This is a genomic window from Desulfosarcina ovata subsp. ovata, from assembly GCF_009689005.1.
GTDB classification, from domain to species: domain Bacteria; phylum Desulfobacterota; class Desulfobacteria; order Desulfobacterales; family Desulfosarcinaceae; genus Desulfosarcina; species Desulfosarcina ovata.
In genome coordinates this window covers 6,612,578-6,630,353 of the sequence record NZ_AP021879.1, presented here as the reverse complement: position 1 = coordinate 6,630,353, position 17,776 = coordinate 6,612,578, and the positions used below count along the sequence as shown (strand labels likewise).

General features: G+C 51.9%; 16 protein-coding genes and 1 pseudogene. 10 read left to right on the top strand and 7 right to left on the bottom strand.

Annotated elements, in window-relative coordinates; all coding sequences use genetic code 11:
• Positions 1-8: 8 nt before the first annotated feature.
• Positions 9-1,907 (bottom strand): GAF domain-containing sensor histidine kinase, encoded by a 1,899-nt coding sequence (locus GN112_RS29095; protein WP_155313366.1) that lies wholly within the window; start codon positions 1,905-1,907, stop codon positions 9-11.
• Positions 1,908-2,018: 111 nt separating this feature from the next.
• Positions 2,019-2,444 carry a MerR family transcriptional regulator gene (locus GN112_RS29090; protein ID WP_155313365.1) on the bottom strand — a complete coding sequence of 142 codons (426 nt, stop codon included), beginning with the start codon at positions 2,442-2,444 and terminating at the stop codon, positions 2,019-2,021.
• A gap of 14 nt (positions 2,445-2,458) precedes the next feature.
• On the opposite strand from GN112_RS29090, the gene GN112_RS29085 reads away from it, so the two are divergent.
• The 3 genes from GN112_RS29085 (at position 2,459) to GN112_RS29075 (ending at position 3,544) form a co-directional block, all read left to right on the top strand.
• Positions 2,459-2,728: a hypothetical protein gene (locus GN112_RS29085; RefSeq protein WP_155313364.1), complete on the top strand. Its 270-nt coding sequence runs from the start codon at positions 2,459-2,461 to the stop codon at positions 2,726-2,728.
• A gap of 292 nt (positions 2,729-3,020) precedes the next feature.
• Positions 3,021-3,182 (top strand): hypothetical protein, encoded by a 162-nt coding sequence (locus tag GN112_RS29080; protein ID WP_155313363.1) that lies wholly within the window; start codon positions 3,021-3,023, stop codon positions 3,180-3,182.
• Entirely contained in the window at positions 3,179-3,544 is a 366-nt protein-coding gene (locus tag GN112_RS29075; protein ID WP_155313362.1) for a hypothetical protein, read from the top strand. The genes GN112_RS29080 and GN112_RS29075 overlap by 4 nt, the downstream gene beginning before the upstream one ends.
• A gap of 17 nt (positions 3,545-3,561) precedes the next feature.
• Here the strand turns inward: GN112_RS29075 and GN112_RS29070 are convergent, their stop codons facing one another.
• A complete protein-coding gene (locus tag GN112_RS29070) occupies positions 3,562-5,622 on the bottom strand; it encodes an NAD(+) synthase (protein ID WP_155313361.1) in 2,061 nt (686 codons plus the stop codon).
• A gap of 174 nt (positions 5,623-5,796) precedes the next feature.
• Between GN112_RS29070 and GN112_RS34950 the strand changes: the two genes are divergently transcribed.
• The 3 genes from GN112_RS34950 (at position 5,797) to GN112_RS29055 (ending at position 8,101) form a co-directional block, all read left to right on the top strand.
• Positions 5,797-6,054 (top strand): IS66 family transposase, encoded by a 258-nt coding sequence (locus GN112_RS34950; RefSeq protein ID WP_162459164.1) that lies wholly within the window; start codon positions 5,797-5,799, stop codon positions 6,052-6,054.
• Between the two features lie 383 nt (positions 6,055-6,437).
• Positions 6,438-7,238, top strand: coding sequence for a hypothetical protein (locus GN112_RS29060; protein WP_155313359.1), 801 nt, complete (start codon positions 6,438-6,440; stop codon positions 7,236-7,238).
• A gap of 14 nt (positions 7,239-7,252) precedes the next feature.
• On the top strand, positions 7,253-8,101 hold the full coding sequence (locus GN112_RS29055) for a FlgO family outer membrane protein (protein ID WP_155313358.1): 849 nt from the start codon (positions 7,253-7,255) through the stop codon (positions 8,099-8,101).
• A 406-nt stretch (positions 8,102-8,507) separates the two neighbouring features.
• On the opposite strand, the pseudogene GN112_RS29050 reads toward GN112_RS29055, so the two are convergent.
• A pseudogene (locus GN112_RS29050) lies at positions 8,508-8,657 on the bottom strand (IS1595 family transposase); the annotation flags it as partial.
• Positions 8,658-8,925: 268 nt separating this feature from the next.
• On the opposite strand from GN112_RS29050, the gene GN112_RS29045 reads away from it, so the two are divergent.
• Together GN112_RS29045 and GN112_RS29040 are read left to right on the top strand one after the other, a co-directional pair.
• On the top strand, positions 8,926-9,546 hold the full coding sequence (locus tag GN112_RS29045; RefSeq protein WP_155313357.1) for a hypothetical protein: 621 nt from the start codon (positions 8,926-8,928) through the stop codon (positions 9,544-9,546).
• A gap of 64 nt (positions 9,547-9,610) precedes the next feature.
• The gene (locus tag GN112_RS29040; RefSeq protein WP_155313356.1) at positions 9,611-10,279 is read left to right on the top strand and encodes a FlgO family outer membrane protein; all 669 of its coding nucleotides are present in this window, start codon (positions 9,611-9,613) and stop codon (positions 10,277-10,279) included.
• Between the two features lie 379 nt (positions 10,280-10,658).
• On the opposite strand, the gene GN112_RS29035 is transcribed toward GN112_RS29040, so the two are convergent.
• From GN112_RS29035 to GN112_RS29025, 3 genes are all read right to left on the bottom strand, one after another.
• Positions 10,659-11,267, bottom strand: coding sequence for a flavin reductase family protein (locus GN112_RS29035; RefSeq protein WP_155313355.1), 609 nt, complete (start codon positions 11,265-11,267; stop codon positions 10,659-10,661).
• 50 nt (positions 11,268-11,317) lie between these two features.
• The gene (locus GN112_RS29030; RefSeq protein WP_155313354.1) at positions 11,318-13,438 is read right to left on the bottom strand and encodes a TonB-dependent receptor; all 2,121 of its coding nucleotides are present in this window, start codon (positions 13,436-13,438) and stop codon (positions 11,318-11,320) included.
• A gap of 116 nt (positions 13,439-13,554) precedes the next feature.
• Positions 13,555-14,073, bottom strand: a complete 519-nt coding sequence (locus GN112_RS29025; RefSeq protein WP_155313353.1) for a helix-turn-helix domain-containing protein — start codon at positions 14,071-14,073, stop codon at positions 13,555-13,557.
• A 312-nt stretch (positions 14,074-14,385) separates the two neighbouring features.
• Between GN112_RS29025 and GN112_RS29020 the strand changes: the two genes are divergently transcribed.
• Positions 14,386-14,769, top strand: coding sequence for a hypothetical protein (locus tag GN112_RS29020; RefSeq protein ID WP_155313352.1), 384 nt, complete (start codon positions 14,386-14,388; stop codon positions 14,767-14,769).
• Entirely contained in the window at positions 14,762-17,776 is a 3,015-nt protein-coding gene (locus GN112_RS29015) for a DEAD/DEAH box helicase (protein WP_155313351.1), read from the top strand. Before GN112_RS29020 ends, GN112_RS29015 begins: the two co-directional genes overlap by 8 nt.

Below are 17,776 nucleotides of genomic sequence, written 5' to 3'. Positions count from 1 at the left end.
GCTCCGAATCACTTCCGATCTGTGCTCGTCAATGACGCACCGCCGGTATTCCCATTTTCCCTGTAACCGGGTGCATTCACCGGCAATTCGACGGTAAAACGGCTGCCCTTGCCCACCTCGCTTTCAAGGTACAAACGCCCGCCGATATCCCGAATCAGGTTACGGCAGACATAAAGCCCCAAACCGGTGCCCCCTTCAGCGATTTTTGTCGAGTAGAAAGGCTCAAAAATCTGGCGCTGGGTTTGTGGATCCATTCCGTGGCCGTTATCCTCCACCATGAGAATAACCCGTTGATCGTCCTTTTGGCTGAGTCGTGCTATCAGACGAATATAGGCATCGCCCTTATCCGCCGCCTGGGCGGCATTGACCAGCAGGTTGAGAATTACCTGTTCTATGATACCCGCATCGCTGTATACCGCCGGCAGGGGTTCTTTGATCTGAACCTCAAACCGGCTGACGGTTTTTTCAATCTTGCTGCGCACCGTATCGAGGACTTTCGATATAACCTCGGGAAGGAAGAGGCTCGTGCATTTTATCTTTGGGCGGCTCAGCCCCAGCGTTTTCAGATTGCGCAGAAAAAGATCGATGCGCCGGCTGCCGTGGTCGATGGTCTCGATCAGTTTGAAGACGTCCCGACGAAATTCCTCATAGGGCACATGGGAAACCTCGAAATCCGGATTTGCCGCAGCATGGGCATCCAAGACCGGCAGCAAATCGGTGACGTATCCGTGAAGAACCGAAATATTGAAGGCGATAAAACTGTTGGGGTTTTTAATTTCGTGGGCCACGCTGGATACCAGCATGCCGAGGGAGGCCTGTGTCTGCAGCCGATTGAGTTGATCCTGGGTGTATCGGGTACCGGTGACATCATGAACCTGCATGACCGCGCCCTGTATTTTTCCGGACACATCCTTGATCGGAAACAATTGCACGACTTCTCTTTTCTCCCAGTCCCTGAAACCGTCCCGTTCAAATTCCATCGCCCGGCCATCGGCAACCGCCGAAGGGATACGGCAGGTCTGGCAAACGGTGCTGAATTGGCCAAGCCCTTCAAAACAGAAACGTCCCAGCGCCGTTTCAACGCTCTTGGAATCGTAGTACTTCATGGCCGCCCGGTTGACCATGATGACCTGTGCCTTTTCATCCATCAGGATCAATGGATCGGAAATGGATTCGAACACCAGCTGCAGCAGATGTCGGCTCTGTTTCAGTTCCTTTTCAGCCAGACGGCGCTGCCGGATCTCCGCATTCAAGGTGGCCACAACCGTCTTGAGTTGGTTGCCGCGCTGATGAACCGGCGACGCCATGTCGTGACTATCCCCCCGGAGCCTTGCCAGCGCCCTCGTTTTTTCAATACTGACACCCAGTTGCAGGGCGGCATGCTCCAGCAAGACTATGAGATCCGGAGAAAATCGTTCGGGGCGTGAATCGGCCACATGCACAAGGCCCAGGACCTGGTCCAATGAGCGAATGGGAAAAAGACCGAGAGACCGGTACCCAGCCTGTATGCAGGTTCCCCGGAGCGGCCCAGGATCCGAAAGGACCGGATCGTGCAGAAGGCGATCCGCATGATTGGTAACAAACGATCCACCATCGGTATAGAATGGTTGAGCTGGATCGGTCTGCTGATGAAACACCCGGGTGCAAAAACAACGGTCGTCCTCAAGATGAAGGCTGGCTTCTTTACCCAAAAACGCGTCACTGAATCCTTCATGGGCGCTATAGGTCAACCAGTCTGTATCGTGATGGGTACGGATCCCTACGGCATCACACCCGGAGACATCCTTGATGGCGGTGACAAATTCGCGGAATACGGCATCCTCATTGTCCGCCGTGTTGGCAATGGCGAGAAACCGATAGGCTGCTTTGAGCAGCGGATTTTCCGAATTGTTATGTGGAGCCATCATTCACATGAAATGTCCAAACACAGCAGATGATCGTTCGAATTCATTTATTATAGGTGAAGGCAGGCGATCCAGCAATGCCGATCCGTCGATTCATCATCGCGCCACAAACCATCACGGCTTTTCAAGAAGGGCGGTGATCCGCTGGTCACGGTTCAGGTAAATGGGACACTGCCGGCATTTATTCACCCGGTCAGGAACCCCCGTCTTTTCAATCATCTCGTAACACGGCAGACGGACGCTGCCATACGTCGGGCAGATCTCCTTCTGACCGCACTCGAAGATGACCCAGCAGGGCGCCGCCGACAGGAAATACTTCAGGCAGGATACGGTAAATCCGTGCTCATGGATCAGTACCTTAACACGCTGGATCTGACGGATATCGGCTTCCGTATACCGGCGGTTGTTGGTTTTCGGTTCCCGGATCGGCCGGATGAACCCGTTGGTTTCGTATTCCCGGATACGCTTTTGTGACAATCCCACCCGTTTTGAGACGTCGTTGATCAGGTAGGTGACCTCAGGTTTGTTGTCCGGATCCATGGTTTCATTTACCCGTGTCAGAATTTGAGCAAGTGGGGCTGTATCAGGATGGCCGTATTTGGATTGATTGTTGTTTTTTCGCGGGCATGGCCCGCTCCTACGCTTGTCGACTGCTTGTTTATACACCGTTTTCCGTAGGAGCTGGCCATGCCTGCGACCAGACGTTTCTAATCCGGGTTCCAAATGCGGTTGCCCTGGGAGCTGCGGCCTTCAAGGTTGCCGTCAGCTATACCATGAATATGAGCGGTGCACAATTTTTTGCACTTTCGGTGTGCAACCAATGAACTTCTGGATAAACACAAACGCCACAAAATCCCCCTTCATTCCGACCAGTCGCCCCCCCTGGAGACGCCCGAGAAAAATATAATTAGCTTTTAATTACAGATGGTTAAATGAGTTTCGAAATGCTGCTGGCGGTATTTCAGAGTTCATCCCATATCATATGATACTTATTTTGTATAGAACCTATAAAGTTCAGATACCGTGATGCCGACAATGGAAGACAGAAGTCGGCGGGCAACCGCATTTCCGCCTGAAAAACGGAATTGGCGTGAATTCATTTCAGGAGATGGTTACATGGCAATGAAAGGCAACACAAAGAAAAGCGCGGTCGTACTCTCCATCCTGATCAGTCTGTCACTGATTGCGCCGCCAGCCTGGGCGGTTCCGGCCTGGCGGGATAGCGGCGATGATTCAAAACGGACCAGCCGCCCCGTGGATGCGGACGGGGAAACGTGAACACGGCCATCGCACAGGGGCTCACCGCCATGGGCTATCCGCCCGACGAGCCCTATGACTGGGTCCTGACCGACACCTACCAGATGCTCAACCACGGGATCAGCCCGGCGGCGAATGCCCTGGCCTGCGCGGACTGCCACGGCGGCATCGATCGCATGGACCTGCAGGGTGATCTGGGGTATGCCCTTAAAGCCGACCGATCCAGTGTCTGTATCCAATGTCATGGCACCAAGGAGAACGAGAGCTTTACGGTAATCCACGACAAGCACGTGAAGGACAAGCAGTACGACTGCAGCAACTGCCACACCTTCTCCAGACCCGAGCGGGGCCTGGCCATGAATGGGGTCGGCATTGAGGATTGAAGTGAACGAATTGGTACTCAGCGATCAGGCACATGGGCCTTCAGCTCTTCCAGCCAGACTGCCGATTCCGCGTCACTGGGCGCCCGCCAGTCGCCCCGCGGCGAGAGTGAGCCACCGGACCCCACCTTGGGGCTGTTGGGCACACAGGTCCGCTTGAACTGGCTGGTCCCGAAAAAGCGATGCAGAAAAAGCGCCAGCCAGCGTTTGATGGTGGGTAGATCATATTGGTTGCGCTTGTCCGCAGGCATGGATTGGGGCCACTGGCCGTGATTCCGGTCGCCCCAGGCAGCCAGGGCCAGAAAAGCGACCTTGCTCGGCCGGAATCCAAAACGGCTGGTGTAAAACAGGTTGAAATCCTGCAGTTCGTAGGGACCGATCTTCTCCTCGGTACTTTGGGCGGGTTTGTCCGGATCCGCATCATCGCCCGGAACCAGCTCGGGCGAAATTTCGGTATCCACGATGGACTGCAGGATGGCGCCGGTCGCCTTGTCAAACTGACCGGTCTGGATGACCCAACGGATCAGGTGCTGAATCAAGGTCTTGGGCACGGAGGCGTTCACGTTATAGTGCGACATGTGATCGCCGACACCGTAGGTCGACCAGCCCAGGGCCAGTTCGCTCAGATCGCCCGTGCCCAGCACCAGGGCGTTGTGGTGGTTGGCCAACCGGAACAGGTGGGAGGTGCGGTCACCGGCCTGGACGTTCTCGAAAGTGACATCATACACCCGCTGGCCGTCCTTGTACGGGTGGCCGATATCCTTGAGCATCTGCAAGCTGGTGGGGCGGATGTCGATCTCCGTGGCGGTGACCTTGAGCGCTTGCATGAGGCCCAGGGCGTTTTTGTAGGTCATGTCACTGGTGGCAAACCCCGGCATGGTGAAGCCCAGGATATTGGCTCGGGGCAATCCCAGGCGGTCCATGGTCCTGGCCGCCACGATAAGCGCCTGGGTGGAATCCAGTCCGCCGGAAACACCGATCACGATTTTCTTGATGCCGCTGCTGGTCAGCCGCTTGGCCAGGCCGTGCACCTGGATGTTGTACGCCTCGTAGCAACGTTCATCCAGCTCAGCGGAGTCGGCCGGAACAAAAGGGAAGCGTTCGATCCGGCGTTTCAGCGGTACGGGACCATCGGGGATGAGAAAATCGAAGGGAACCCGGCGCACACCGCGCACCCGGTCCATATGATCGCTCACCGAATCGTGGAAACTGGTCATGCGCATGCGTTCCTGGATAATCCGTTCCAAGTCGATGTCGGAAACAATGATCTGCTCATCTGTCGAGAAGCGCTGGGACTCGGCCAGGCACTCGTTGTTTTCGTAGATCAGGGCATGGCCGTCCCAGGCCAAGTCGGTGGTGGACTCGCCCTGACCGGCAGCGGAATAGAGATAGGCCGCCATACAGGTGCCCGACTGCACGGCACAGAGGTTGCGACGGTAATCGGCCTTGCCGATGATGATATTGCTGGCCGACAGGTTGACCAGCACGGTCGCCCCGGCCATGGCGGCAATGGTGCTGGGGGGAATGGGCGTCCAGACGTCCTCGCAGATCTCCGCATGCAGGCAAAAATCCCTGATGCCAGCGGCATCGAAGATGAGATCGTTACCGAAAGGCACCGTCTGCCCGAGAAACGAGACCTCCCTGCCAACGGCATCCCGGGACGAGGCGAACTGGCGTTTTTCGTAAAACTCACGATAGTTGGGGATATAGGTTTTGGGAACGATCCCCAGCAGCCGGCCGCGATAGACCACCAGCCCGCAATTGAACAACTTGCCCTCGAAACGCAGCGGAGCACCGACGACCAGCACCGGCGTCAGCTGCCGGCTCTCCGCCAAAAGATGCCGGATCGCTTCGACCACTGCCGCCAATAACGCATCCTGATGGAAAAGATCCTCGTTGGAATAGGCCGAGAGCCCCATTTCCGGGAATAGCGCCAGGGCCGCGTTCATCTCCGATGCCTGGCGGGCAAGGTGGATCGTCCGCGCTGCGTTATAAACCGGATCGGCCACCTTCAAATGGGGGATACAGACCACCGCGCGGACAAATCCGTGGGTGTAGATGGAATGGAATTCGGATTTCATCGTGACCTCGTTCGTATGCCGCAAAGGGTTCCCAAACAACTACTCTTCCTCAACAACGGAAACGCGTTGGCCACCGTGTACGGTTCCGCTTAAGATTTCCCATTTTTGCCTCTCCAGGCAGTCATCCCGCAACATGCGTTCAGTAACTCATACACCAAAATGACTCGTTGGTACATGGGGAGTCGCCTTATTGACATCCATCTGGGAGGCTGCTTAAAAAAGCAGAAAGTAGATCATCTCTTCCCAAAACATGAAAATCGGCTATTTACAGGAGGCTATGACCAGCTTTCCCAAAACCATCTGAAGCTCGATAACAATGCTGCCAAAGACGCCATTCGCCCCTTTGTAATGAGGAGAAAGAACTGGTTGTTCTCCGGCGCACCCCGAGGAGCCGATGTCAGCGCCACCTTCTTCAACACCACCAAGGTGTAATGGATTTGAACCCTATGCCTGTACCTGTTTGCCAAACTACCGTTGGCCAGGACCGCGGAAGATTACCAGGTGCTTTTGCCGATAAATGTCGACAAAGATGCGCTGACCACTTCGATTGACATCGCCTCCTTTTTGTCACTTATTTACGATTTACCCCAGCCTTTCACAATCCCCCCCCATGCTTTTGGTTCATCATGACAAAGTTTTCATGGCTTGTGAAGATGGGATTTAATGGACGTTTGTTACTCGCTTCCTACACGTATACCAACTACAAACCACTAAAGTTATTTGATCAATCGACGATACTACTTTTCAAGCACATCTAAGATGCAAAATAAAATATGGTATTTTATAATAATTTCTTGGAGACAGGGGAGAGAAAAATGCGCCGATTATTAATTTTGATTTGTTTACTGCCGATTTTTGTTGGGTGCTCAATTCACGCGGAAACACCGGTAACGTCCCAAGCACCGATTCCGGCATATTATCGACTGACTACCCAGCGCCAAATGCAAGCCGCCGAGCACTGGATGCTTCTGGCCCGTGATGTCGCCGAGCAAGTGCATGCCAAAACCCAGAATTACAATATTTGTGAAGCCAGCAAAACAATTTATGTCTCACCATCGGGAGCAACCGTATTTAAGAAAGCATTACATGATTTACTGATTACCGAATTTGTAAAACTTGGTATTTGCGTATCAAACAATGAACATGCAGATCTTGTTTTGAATTACGATCTACAGGTTATCGAACATACAAGACGAATCATTAAAACCCGTCAGGGTGTCTTTAAATCCCTGGCGCCCGGCTTTTACGTTAAACGGGATACCCCGCTTTCTGGTCCATCCCGCTATCATCGAACTTACTACCACAATCGGCATGAATATCGCAGCCATCCAGAATATTACAACAATTATTATTGGGAGTCACCCGAACATGAGGTCAAAAGCGCCGAATTGTATACCGAAGCAGGTGCCTACACGCTCGAGCTGCCTAAAAATGAAATTCTCTTTACGGTTTCCTTACTGGACGGCAACAGATACATATTCAGACATTCATCGTCATATTATATTAACGATTTAGAAAGCTGGCATTATCGAATCGATAGCGCACAACCGAATAGTTCAATCGATAGTGCACAACCGAATAGTTCAACAAAAATATACCACATTGTAAATCAATAGGATGGAGAAACGATATGAAAAAAACCCGAATTAAGTTTTTATCGATCATATTTGGCATGAGCCTCTTCTCAGCGGTATTTGCAGTCAACCCGTTGTTAGCATCCAGCGGATCCTCGTACTACCGCCCGGCACCGGACAAACATTTCATTTCAGATGTTTATCGTGCTGCCGACACGCTTGAAAACAACATCTTATACTCTTTGAACCGAACAAAACCGATTATTATAACCAGCTTTGTAGACTTTAACAATCTCCAAGAAGCATCTTCGTTCGGCCGTTTGGTTAGTGACTTGTTTGCAACCCGTTTGGCTCAGCATGGTTTTAAATTGATCGAATTAAAATTACGAAAAGAAAATATCGTTGTCAACGATACCGGAGAATTCGCACTGAGCAGAGATCTGCTCCAGCTGTCCAATGCTCAGTCGGCGCAGGCGGTCATTGTGGGGACTTATGCCATCAATGGTTCAACGGCAATCATCAACGTGAAGATGCTCAATGCCGATAACGGCGCAATGATTGCCACGCATGCATTCAATTTGTCCGTAAGGCATGATTCATTAGCTATTACCCAGGTAAAACAAACGATCAACCAGTCTAATATCGAAGAAAGCCAAACTCAGAAAGGATCATCCGGTGTACTGGAAAATGTATGGGTGCCGCTCGACTTAAGGCAATCAACCGATGCAAAGCTTGTTCAGCATCGTCTTTCCGAATTAAAATTATACGATGGTAAAATAGACGGCATATGGGGGCCTGAATCGAAACGGGCACTGTCGAAATTTATTATAATCAATGATCTTGGCCAAAAAATAAAATGGAATGCAAAAATTCAAAGAGCGGTTTTTGAAGGTACGGGACGATAAATTCGGACGTCGGAGTGAAGCGGTTCGGCGGCACATTTTAAATTTAGACAATTTCTGTCAAAGAATATACCCGCCTGCTTGTCTTTTCATCCGTCTTCTGCGTTGGGCGTTTCCACACATAACCCCACTATGCGGAAAAAATCCCCCATTTCACTGATCTCATATCCAACATCCGGATAGGTTTTCAGCCACTGCCGGATACTGTTCAAACTTTACGAAGAAACCCAGTATGTGCTGGTCATGGGCCGGGTGCTGCGGCTGGAGGTGGATGACGCGGTGTTGAATATATCATGCCTATCCGGATATTGCACACACGCTTATTCAACCGCGTCGATCTCCAGGATGTTTCCACGCACCCTTGTAATAGCGCCCCGCGTAGGTCGGTGAATCCACCCTCGCAGCAATTTGTGGCACCACCGACGAACGTCTCATCCACTTCAACTGGCCATTTACCTCCAATAGAATCACGTCTTGGCCGAACCATTGCGGCACGCAATTTGTTCAGTATGCTGAACGCAGTCTCGTAACGTTTGATTCCGAGTATCTTTTGAAGTTGTGTGCAACATCCGGATAGGCATGGAATATACAAGGAAAGTTCGATGTGGAGTCATCTTTCTCCCATTTTGGGTACGGATTCTGCATAGTGTTTAAACGTCATATGTTTAAATGTGAATGCATTCATAATAAAACATCAAAAACAAATAGTTACTGTAACGGAAGATCTGCTTGACCCGGTCAATATCGACGGAACAGCGTCGAAAGCGTCAAATTATTATTGAAAGCGCGCTATTTTTTCGACATTTCCACAGGTGGAGTTATAGGCGATGGCAAAATTACACGTAAGAAAGTCGATCTTGTTGTTATTTTTAATAAATGTGTTGATTGCGATGAGTACTGGATGTGCTTATCAACGCCAATTGAAAAAAAAGGCCATTGGATTGCCGGAAGAGATCCTGATCAAGAAACCGGTACAGAATCATTACCATCCCAAGATCGTTGTATGTGATTTTCAATCGCCTCGCTATGTCGGGGGTATTGGAAAACGCGCGTCCAAGATGTTGTTTTTGGAATTGTTAAAGAAAAACATAAATGCCGACCTGCTTCCCGCAAACGTGCCTATGCCTGATACAACCGAACAGATTTTCGAATTAATGACGGAGAAAAGCTATGACATGCTTGTGGCAGGCGAGGTGACCTATTTTCTTGACGGTATGATTTCGGCTGACTCGCGTGTGGAATCGGAAATGGTCATCTACAGCATTTCCAACGAGAGTTTATGTACGGTGGGATATGCCAAGGCGATCGAATCCGCTTCTCCGTTGCCGACAACATTCTTCTTTTCAATTCGTAGTTGGGGGCGTCCGGCTCCATCTGCCGAGAGCCTGCTAAAACGCAATAGCTCCAAATTTGCCCTTATGATTGAGGAAATATTGGCGAGAAAATAAATTAATTCACCAATCCGATATATATTATATCAATGACCCGAAGCATCGTATTATGTGAAGGATTATGAGACGAAAGATAGCCGGGCAAACCAATGGGGGAGGACTTTTGATGTGGTCGATTAGGGAACGACAGTATTGTATACAAACCTTTCTCTATATTTTTCCAATGCTTACTGGCCTCCTGATTGGTTTCTCTGGATGTGCTACGTTTGATGGAAAGGCTGACAATACGATAAACCTAAAAACTGTGCCTTATAGCGAAATTCTGGAAGCCAGTTATGCGGCGGCGGATGTTATCACCTCGGACCTGAAAAAACGAATAGGTGATAGAGACGGCACTATTATATCAGCAAGCCTTGTCAACATAAACGATTTGGAAGAATCATGTCCTCTGGGGCGCCTCATCTCTGAACAGGTTTCCTCACGCGTTGCTCGCCATGGGTATCATGTGCTAGAAATGAAATTGCGACAGCGCTCTGTATACATCAAGAAGGGTCAGGGTGAGTTTCTTTTATCACGCGAAATTAAAGAACTTAGCAAGACACATAACAGTGCATTTGTCATTGTTGGTACCTATGCGGTTGCGGAAGGTAGCGTTTACGTTTCCATCCGTGTTGTCGATGCGGTCGAAAATACGATCGTTACAGGATGTGAATATCAATTGGAAAGAAATTATCAGACAAATTCATTACTGACTGAGTATCTCAGAGGCTGCTTAAAAAAATCCGTCTAAGGTTGGCGGAAAAAAATAACTCCCCCAGATCGCGCCGGATTTGGGGTCGTCTACAAGGCGCCGTCACCCGTGCATATCAGGGGATATGTGCGGGTGGCGGCAACGCGGTAGACGGGCGCAAAGACAAGCAGGATGGAGGAATTATTTATTTCCGGCGACCTTAGAGTGCAGGCAAGAAATAAGGCGTTCTCTGTCAAAGAATATACCCGCCTGCTTGTCTTTTCATCCGTCTTCTGCGTTGGGCGTTTCCACACATAGCCCCACAATGCGTAAAAAAGCCCGCCTTGAATACAAATGAAAATCATGCGCATCCGGGTATATTCTTATCCGCCAATCGCCCTAGCCCGGTAATCAAAGGAATCTGCCAAACCTGCGGGTTCTACTCCTGGTATTTATTTTCCAGCGGGTCCCGGCCGTCGGCAAACATGGCACTGAACGGTTCGAAATGGTCGATACCCGCAACGGTACAAAAATCCATCCCTTTGCGGGTACCGGCCATCATCAGTGGGCGGGCTTTGGTGACATCGAACTCCCCTTGTGCATTCAACACCGCGTCATCCACTTCCAGCCGCAGCACCCGGCCCATGACCAGCACATACTGGGTTTCCTCGTAGAGTTTGAACAGTTCACATTCCATCCAGGCGTAGCCGCCGGCAATGCCGGGCGGCCGAACCGTTTCCGAGGACTTCTCGTTCAATTTGGCCAGTTCGAACTCGTCCGCCTCCGGCGGGGAAAACCGGGCTGTGGGGATCACCTTGTCCGAGAAATCGGCCCCCACCATGTTAATCACAAACTGGCCGGTCTCGCGGATATTGACCAGGGTGTCACGTTTGAATGCCGAAGCAATACAAATCAGGTCCAGGGGCCTCAGGACGGGCATGACACAGGCGTACGGGGCAATATTGCGCACCCCGTCCTTGCTGATCGTGGAGATAAACGCCACCGGAAGCGGGATGATCCCTTCGCGCATCATTGGTTTTAGAATCATTTAACGTCTCCTTGTTCTTCGCTGTTTTTTGGTCTGGTAAAAAAGAGTGTTCAGAATTCAATCCGAACCCCGGCGATCACCATGGCACCGGGCATGGGATACCCCTCCTCCTCTTCGTAATCCTCATCGAAAATATTCTCCGCGCCGAGTTCGAGATCCAGCGTAAGCTTTTGCGTTGAAAGCAACCGGTAGGCGGCCGTGGCATTCACCAGGGTATAGGCGCCCAGGGTTTCCAGGCCATCGTCGCTGAGATGATCCCGGTCGCTCACATAGTTGAGCCAACAGCGCAGGCGCAGTTTTTCGTAGATGTAGTCGATGCCGGCGTTGAACAGGGTCTCCGGCAAATCGGGGAGCTGGTTGCTCAACTCGTTGTCGATGTCATAGGGGTCGTCGGACTTGTCGCCTTTCTGCCAGGTAAAATTGGCCCAGGCGCGCAGCCCGTATGGCAGGTTGACGGAAATTCCGGTTTCCAGGCCTTTGATTTCCACCTCACCGATGTTGTAATAGACCGAGCCGACACCCGCTATGGTGGTTGATGAGATGTAATCGTCGATATCGTAGTAGTATCCGCGCACGGTAAACGACGCCGTATTCCCGATGGTCTGGGAGTAGGCGAGCTCATACTGACGCGCCTCTTCCGAATTGAAATCCGTATTGAAGTATCCCGTGCCGTTGTTCAGGTACCACCAGAAGTACTCCGGGGAGGTGGGATAGCGGTGGGTAATCCCGAAACGGGCGGTGACGGAAGCATCTTCCCAGGGGTGGTAGGTGACGGCCAAGCGGGGGTCCAGGTGGTCTTCGCTCAGGTCGGTGGGCTCCGCCTGCCATTGGAATCCGAACGCGTCCGGATCGACACCGTCGGCCCGGAACCACTCCTGCCGGAGCCCAAACTCGAGGGTGAGTACCGGCATCAGGGCCCAGGTGTCCTGAAGGTAGAGGGCATGGTAGGCCATCAGATCCGGCTGCCCCTCGAAGCCCTCTCTGACAAATGTAAAATAAGGGGAATAGATCGCTCCGCTGAAATAGGATGGATCGATATAATTGATCTCCTGACCGCCCCAACCGTAGCTCCGGGTCTCGCCGCCGGCTTCGATGTGGTGATCGCGGAGCTTGTATTCGAATGCCGCCTGCAGGGACCAGTTGTCATCCTCGGCTTCGGTCTCGCGTTCGTAGATCTTCTTCCCGGTGTCTGCCGCGTAATAGGTCTCCGTGCGATCCTGGTTCCAGAGACGGTAGTCCAGCCGCAACCGTCCGGCGTCCATGGTTTTCTCGATGAAGGCGGTCAGGCTGCGGTTTTCGTCCTCGGTCAGCGTTCCGTCCCCCCAGGCCAAGGCGCCGTCCAGCAGTCGGCTGCCGATGCCCGGCCCGCCAAGCTCTTTTTCGTCGGCATCCGGTTCACCGCTGTCGTAATAGGGGCTGTCCGGCTGGTTGTATACCGGATTGCCGTTCTCTTTGTCGGAATAATCCATCCCGCCGCCGATCTGCCAGCCGGCGGGCAGGTCGAACGTCAGTATGGCCGAGAAATTGTCCCGGTCCATGGTGTTGTTGCGCAGATAGCCGTCGCTTTCGAAGTGCCCGGCCGAAAAGGCCCAGCCGACTTTTCCCACCTTCCACGAATGGGCCACACTGCTGTCCCAGGTATCATGGCTGCCATAGGCCGTCCTGGCCACGGTTTCCGGATCCTCGGTGGGTTTCCTGGTCACGATATTGACGACGCCGCCCAGCGTATTGCCGAATTTGGCCGGGCCGGCCCCCCGATAGATCTCGATCTGTTCGACATTCTCCGGCGAGAGAATGCTCCAGTCGATGGGACCGTTGCCATAGGATCCGTCCCGGTTGAGCGGCACACCGTCCTTGGTAATGCGCAAGCGGGTTTCGTCAAATCCCCGCAGGCGCAGTTTACTGCCATCGCCGCCGGAAAGGGAACTTCTTCTCATCTGAATGCCGGCTTCGTTGCCCAGCGCATCCAGAACCGAACCCGACACACCCGGCGCCTGGATCGTCTCGGCCGTGACCACATCCTTGCTCAGCGTTTCCGTCCGCTCGGCCGATACGGTAATCTGTTCCAGTTCAGTCGTCGAATCCGTCTCTCCGGACTCCCCGGCAAACGCCGGACAGATCGTCACGGCAACGCCCAACGCAATCAATCCAATCCATGTCGTGCACCTCATACAGCCACTCCTTTCTCTCCACGCAATCCAAATAAAAAAACCACGAAGCACGCGTCCGGTCACCAACGGACGCGACAACCTTCGTGGTCGTCACCATGCAGAAACAGATTTACGGATCAGGGCAGCGTGTGATGAATCAACAAAAACTCGGCATCTTCCAAAATGTCGATCTGGTGCTCGTGCAACGCCTTGAAACGGACCGCCATGTCGGGACCCAATTCGTGGGATTCCCCCTGCACGGTGATCCGGATCGTTCCGGCGGTCACCAGGCACACCTCGGCGGTATTCTCGTGGTAGCCGGGTTCCGATACCTTATGAATTCCGGCCCCCGCCTCGAGACGATAAATCTCGAAATTGGAAAACCGGATATGCGCGCCGTCGAGACCCTCGCCCGCAAATGGCGCGGTTTCACCGCGCTCACAATGGGCCACCTCGGCCATGCGGATCAATTCGCTGGTCGGCAGTTGAAAAACGCGGCTCAACGCCCCGAGCGTCTCGATGGTAGGGTTGCCGTTGCCCGATTCAATTTTGGCCACCGTTGCCCGGGTGACCGTCGCCCTTGCGGCCAGTTCCTCGGCCGTCAGCCCCCACTTCATGCGGAGTGTTTTTATAATTGAGAAGTCAAATTTTTTCATGGATAATATGTGTTGGTTTTCCAGGCCATGTATATCATAGTTTTTATTTTGTCAATTTTAATAAGCATCGGGGTCGTCGACGGGATAAGGTCTTACCTTCTGGCGACACATTTCATAAGACCATCAATTGACACGCGAAGCAGCGTATACTAAATGTTTTTGTACATTTATTCATTTCCCATATTTGGTTACTGACTTTGTATGTCGGCTCGAGGGAGGGAGTGGTAAAATCCCTCCTTAAAATCCCACCCAAAGAGAGTTTTCTCAAAAAAGACAAAAGGAGCAAAGATGGCAGATTTGTTTCCGGAGGGATTGACCAAAAAGGAATTTGATCTGCTGAACCGATGCTCAAACGAAATATCGGACACTCCTCTGGATGATTTGTTAAAACAGGCTGCGCGTCATCTGGAAAAGGTCCGGTGTGCGCATATCGAAAATCTTTTCGTTAATTTCAAACTTGCCAGGCATATTTACCAGACCTTTCAGCGATTAACCGATGAGTGGGAAAATATTCCATCGCACGGTAAACCATGGCTGAAAGGCATGATCCGCTATTTTACCCTCTCCTCGGACCTCGAGTGCGATTTTACTTCACCCATCGGTTTCGATGATGATGTTGAGATCATGAATGCCTGCCTGAGACTTGCTGGCCGTGAGGAGCTATGTATCGCTCCAGAGGACTTTGACGATGTATAAAAGCAAAACGCCACCAACACCCGGGGCGCGGATTTTATGCCGCGATGCGGAGTGGTTAATTACCAAAGCGGATTCCATCGATTTTGAGGACAACTTCGCCATCCATTGCGTTGGGATCGATGATCTGGTCAGGGGCCACCAGAGTATCTTCTTAACCCAACTGGACGACATTGCGCCTGTGGATCCGACCCGCACGAAACTCATCAAAGATGATTCCAACGGGTACAAATTGTCCAAGCTATTTTTAGAAGCGCATCTTCGTCAAGTTCCAGCTACCGGTATCGAACCGAATTTTGACGGATTGGGTGTTTTCAAACGGATGCAATTCCAGGAAGACACCGTTCGGCGAGCGCTACAGCAGTTGCGTCCAAGGTTGCTTCTGGCGGATGCCGTGGGTCTCGGAAAAACCATTCAGGTGGGGATGATTCTGTCTGAGCTCATGCGGCGTGGTCGAGCCGGACGAATTCTGGTGCTGGCCAAAAAATCCATGCTCACCCAATTTCAGTCAGAGCTTTGGAACCGCTTCAATATCCCTCTCGTTCGATTGGATTCGTCCGGTATCGCGAAGGTTCGACTCAAGATTCCTGGCAATAAAAATCCATTCGAAGTCTTTCACCGGGTCATTATCAGCATCGACACCCTCAAAAACGTGGCCCGTTACGAGCATTTCCTGAAAGATACGCGTTGGGATGTGGTGATCATCGACGAAGCCCACAATGTTGCCGGTGCCAGTATCCCGGAGCGCCATTTGAGCTATCGCCTGGCTCGCCTGCTTTCCCGTCGTTCGGACAGCATGCTGCTGACCACGGCAACACCGCACAATGGCAAAAAGGAGACTTTCGGACGATTGATTTCCCTGCTCGATCCCTCGGCCATACCGGATCCCAATTTCAAAGAATATGATGCCCAGGACATCAAAGAATTTTTCATGATGCGGTTCAAAGAGGATATCCGCCAGGACGCCACCGGCATGCTGGCCGAACGGGAGGTTATCCCTTTGGCCCATACCACCGCCGATGCAACCGATGCCGAAGAGGCAGTCTATGAGGCACTTGCCAAGCTGCGAGCGGACCTGAAACAAGAATATGACGATGCCGATCAATTCCAAAAGAAGCGCCGGCACAATGCCTTGCTTCAATATGGGTTTTATAAGTTGTTTCTATCCAGTCCGGAAGCCTGTTTGAAAACCGTCTCCAACCGACTGGCAAAGCTTGCCGGGGATGATGAAGCGTCAGTTGAAATTCCCCGGTTAGAGGAATTGGGCAGCCGCCTGAAAAATCTCACCCTTGAAAAATCAACCCGCTATGCCATCCTGAAACGGCAGCTTGCAGAAATCGGATGGAATGGCAAACCGAAGAGTCCGCGTATTCTGATTTTCACCGAATACCGTCAAACCCAGGACGCCCTGGCTCACGCATTGGCTAAGGATTTCATAATAAAACACAATGATAAATTTGAAAGCCAATCTGACCAGCCCATTGCGGTTATCCATGGCGGGACACCGGATACGCATTTAATGAAAACTGTTGAAGCCTTTGCCACGGGATCCTCACCCCTGCGAATGATGATCGCCACGGACGTGGCCTCCGAAGGCATCAACCTGCACCATGAATGCCACCATATCATCCACTACGACCTGCCCTGGTCGATCATCACCCTCATCCAGCGCAATGGCCGCATCGACCGACTCGGACAGGAAAAAAGCCCCATCCTGCGCTATATCATCGTCAATACCGGGCAGGGGTTATTGAAAGGCGATCAGGCCATTTTCAATCGGTTGATCGACAAAGTGGAAGAGATCAACCACCTGCGGCAGTCCGGGGAAAGCGTATTGCAACTCTACGATCCAGAGGCCGAGGAAGAATACATCGCCAATCAGGGAATCTTGGCCGGCAACGCCAATGTGCTGGAGGAGAAAACATCTTCGAAACTCAATGGCTCCTCGCTGGAAGCCGATGCCCTGGAGCTGATGCTCAAAGAAGCCAGTCAGGCAGACCATGACGACTTCATGAGTTTCCTGTTGGATGATGACGAAACGGCCCCGGACACCAGTAATCCATCCGAGGACGTACCATTTCAATCAAAACAGTTTCGGCTTTTCGCGGATCGCGATTTCCTAATTACCGGCTATCAATTCCTGAAAGAACGCAATCCGGATTACATAAAGCTGCAATCCACCGACCGCCTGGTTATCGTCAATGCACCCGATGACCTCAAGCGCCGATTGGGCAAATCAGAAAACCGCACGAATGTGATTTTTGGTGCCACGGCCATCCCCATGGAATCCTGGCCCGAAAACGATCAATTCCGGTTGACCGGCGATCCCGATCATGTGGAACTGGCCATCAAGGCGGCCCGCAACGCCTCGGGGTATTGGTCAAATGAGCTTCTTTGCAGTGAACAGCATCCTATTTTGCAGTGGTTGAACGAACGCTTGCTGATGACCGTCGATCGCGGTCAGGCGCCGATCATCGTTTCACCCCATTTGCAGCCCGGCCAACTCTGTTTCTGCTTTATCGGTCAGGTCAGCTCCAAAAGCGGTATTCCGCTGATTGTGGATGGACACGCGATTTCTTTTTTCAAAGGGGACACCAAACCAAAGCAGCAGCCACTCGAGTGGGTACTGTCCACCGTCAAATTCGATCAGATAAGCAATACCGGGGCAGAACCGAACATTTTGGCCGCACAGCCGTTGCTGCATTCAGCGGTCAATGAAAGCATCAAGCATATGCATTTCTTGAAAAACCGACGTGAAAAGCAGCTGGTTCCCCTGTTGCGCAAGGAAGAGCGGCGCCTAAAAAAGTGGAAAGATCGCCGGGAGGACATCCTGCTCAACAGGTTAAACGAATGCGCTCAAGGCTCAGACAAAGCAAAACAGCTTCAACAAAACATCGAAGAGATGAACGACTATGTTCGCGACCGGCAAAAAAACTGGCGGGATTCCCACTTTCAGGCCGCGAGCCATCCATCTACACGGTTGATTATCGCTATTCAAGGGGCAGCGTAA

What these genes read in the sequence shown, in the direction of transcription:
- GN112_RS29095 (WP_155313366.1), bottom strand. Translation starts at nt 1,907, where the DNA reads ATGATGGCTCCACATAACAATTCGGAAAATCCGCTGCTCAAAGCAGCC.
- GN112_RS29090 (WP_155313365.1), bottom strand. Translation starts at nt 2,444, where the DNA reads ATGGATCCGGACAACAAACCTGAGGTCACCTACCTGATCAACGACGTC.
- GN112_RS29080 (WP_155313363.1), top strand. Translation starts at nt 3,021, where the DNA reads ATGGCAATGAAAGGCAACACAAAGAAAAGCGCGGTCGTACTCTCCATC.
- GN112_RS29070 (WP_155313361.1), bottom strand. Translation starts at nt 5,622, where the DNA reads ATGAAATCCGAATTCCATTCCATCTACACCCACGGATTTGTCCGCGCG.
- GN112_RS34950 (WP_162459164.1), top strand. Translation starts at nt 5,797, where the DNA reads ATGGGGAGTCGCCTTATTGACATCCATCTGGGAGGCTGCTTAAAAAAG.
- GN112_RS29060 (WP_155313359.1), top strand. Translation starts at nt 6,438, where the DNA reads ATGCGCCGATTATTAATTTTGATTTGTTTACTGCCGATTTTTGTTGGG.
- GN112_RS29055 (WP_155313358.1), top strand. Translation starts at nt 7,253, where the DNA reads ATGAAAAAAACCCGAATTAAGTTTTTATCGATCATATTTGGCATGAGC.
- GN112_RS29045 (WP_155313357.1), top strand. Translation starts at nt 8,926, where the DNA reads ATGGCAAAATTACACGTAAGAAAGTCGATCTTGTTGTTATTTTTAATA.
- GN112_RS29040 (WP_155313356.1), top strand. Translation starts at nt 9,611, where the DNA reads ATGAGACGAAAGATAGCCGGGCAAACCAATGGGGGAGGACTTTTGATG.
- GN112_RS29035 (WP_155313355.1), bottom strand. Translation starts at nt 11,267, where the DNA reads ATGATTCTAAAACCAATGATGCGCGAAGGGATCATCCCGCTTCCGGTG.
- GN112_RS29030 (WP_155313354.1), bottom strand. Translation starts at nt 13,438, where the DNA reads ATGAGGTGCACGACATGGATTGGATTGATTGCGTTGGGCGTTGCCGTG.
- GN112_RS29025 (WP_155313353.1), bottom strand. Translation starts at nt 14,073, where the DNA reads ATGAAAAAATTTGACTTCTCAATTATAAAAACACTCCGCATGAAGTGG.
- GN112_RS29015 (WP_155313351.1), top strand. Translation starts at nt 14,762, where the DNA reads ATGTATAAAAGCAAAACGCCACCAACACCCGGGGCGCGGATTTTATGC.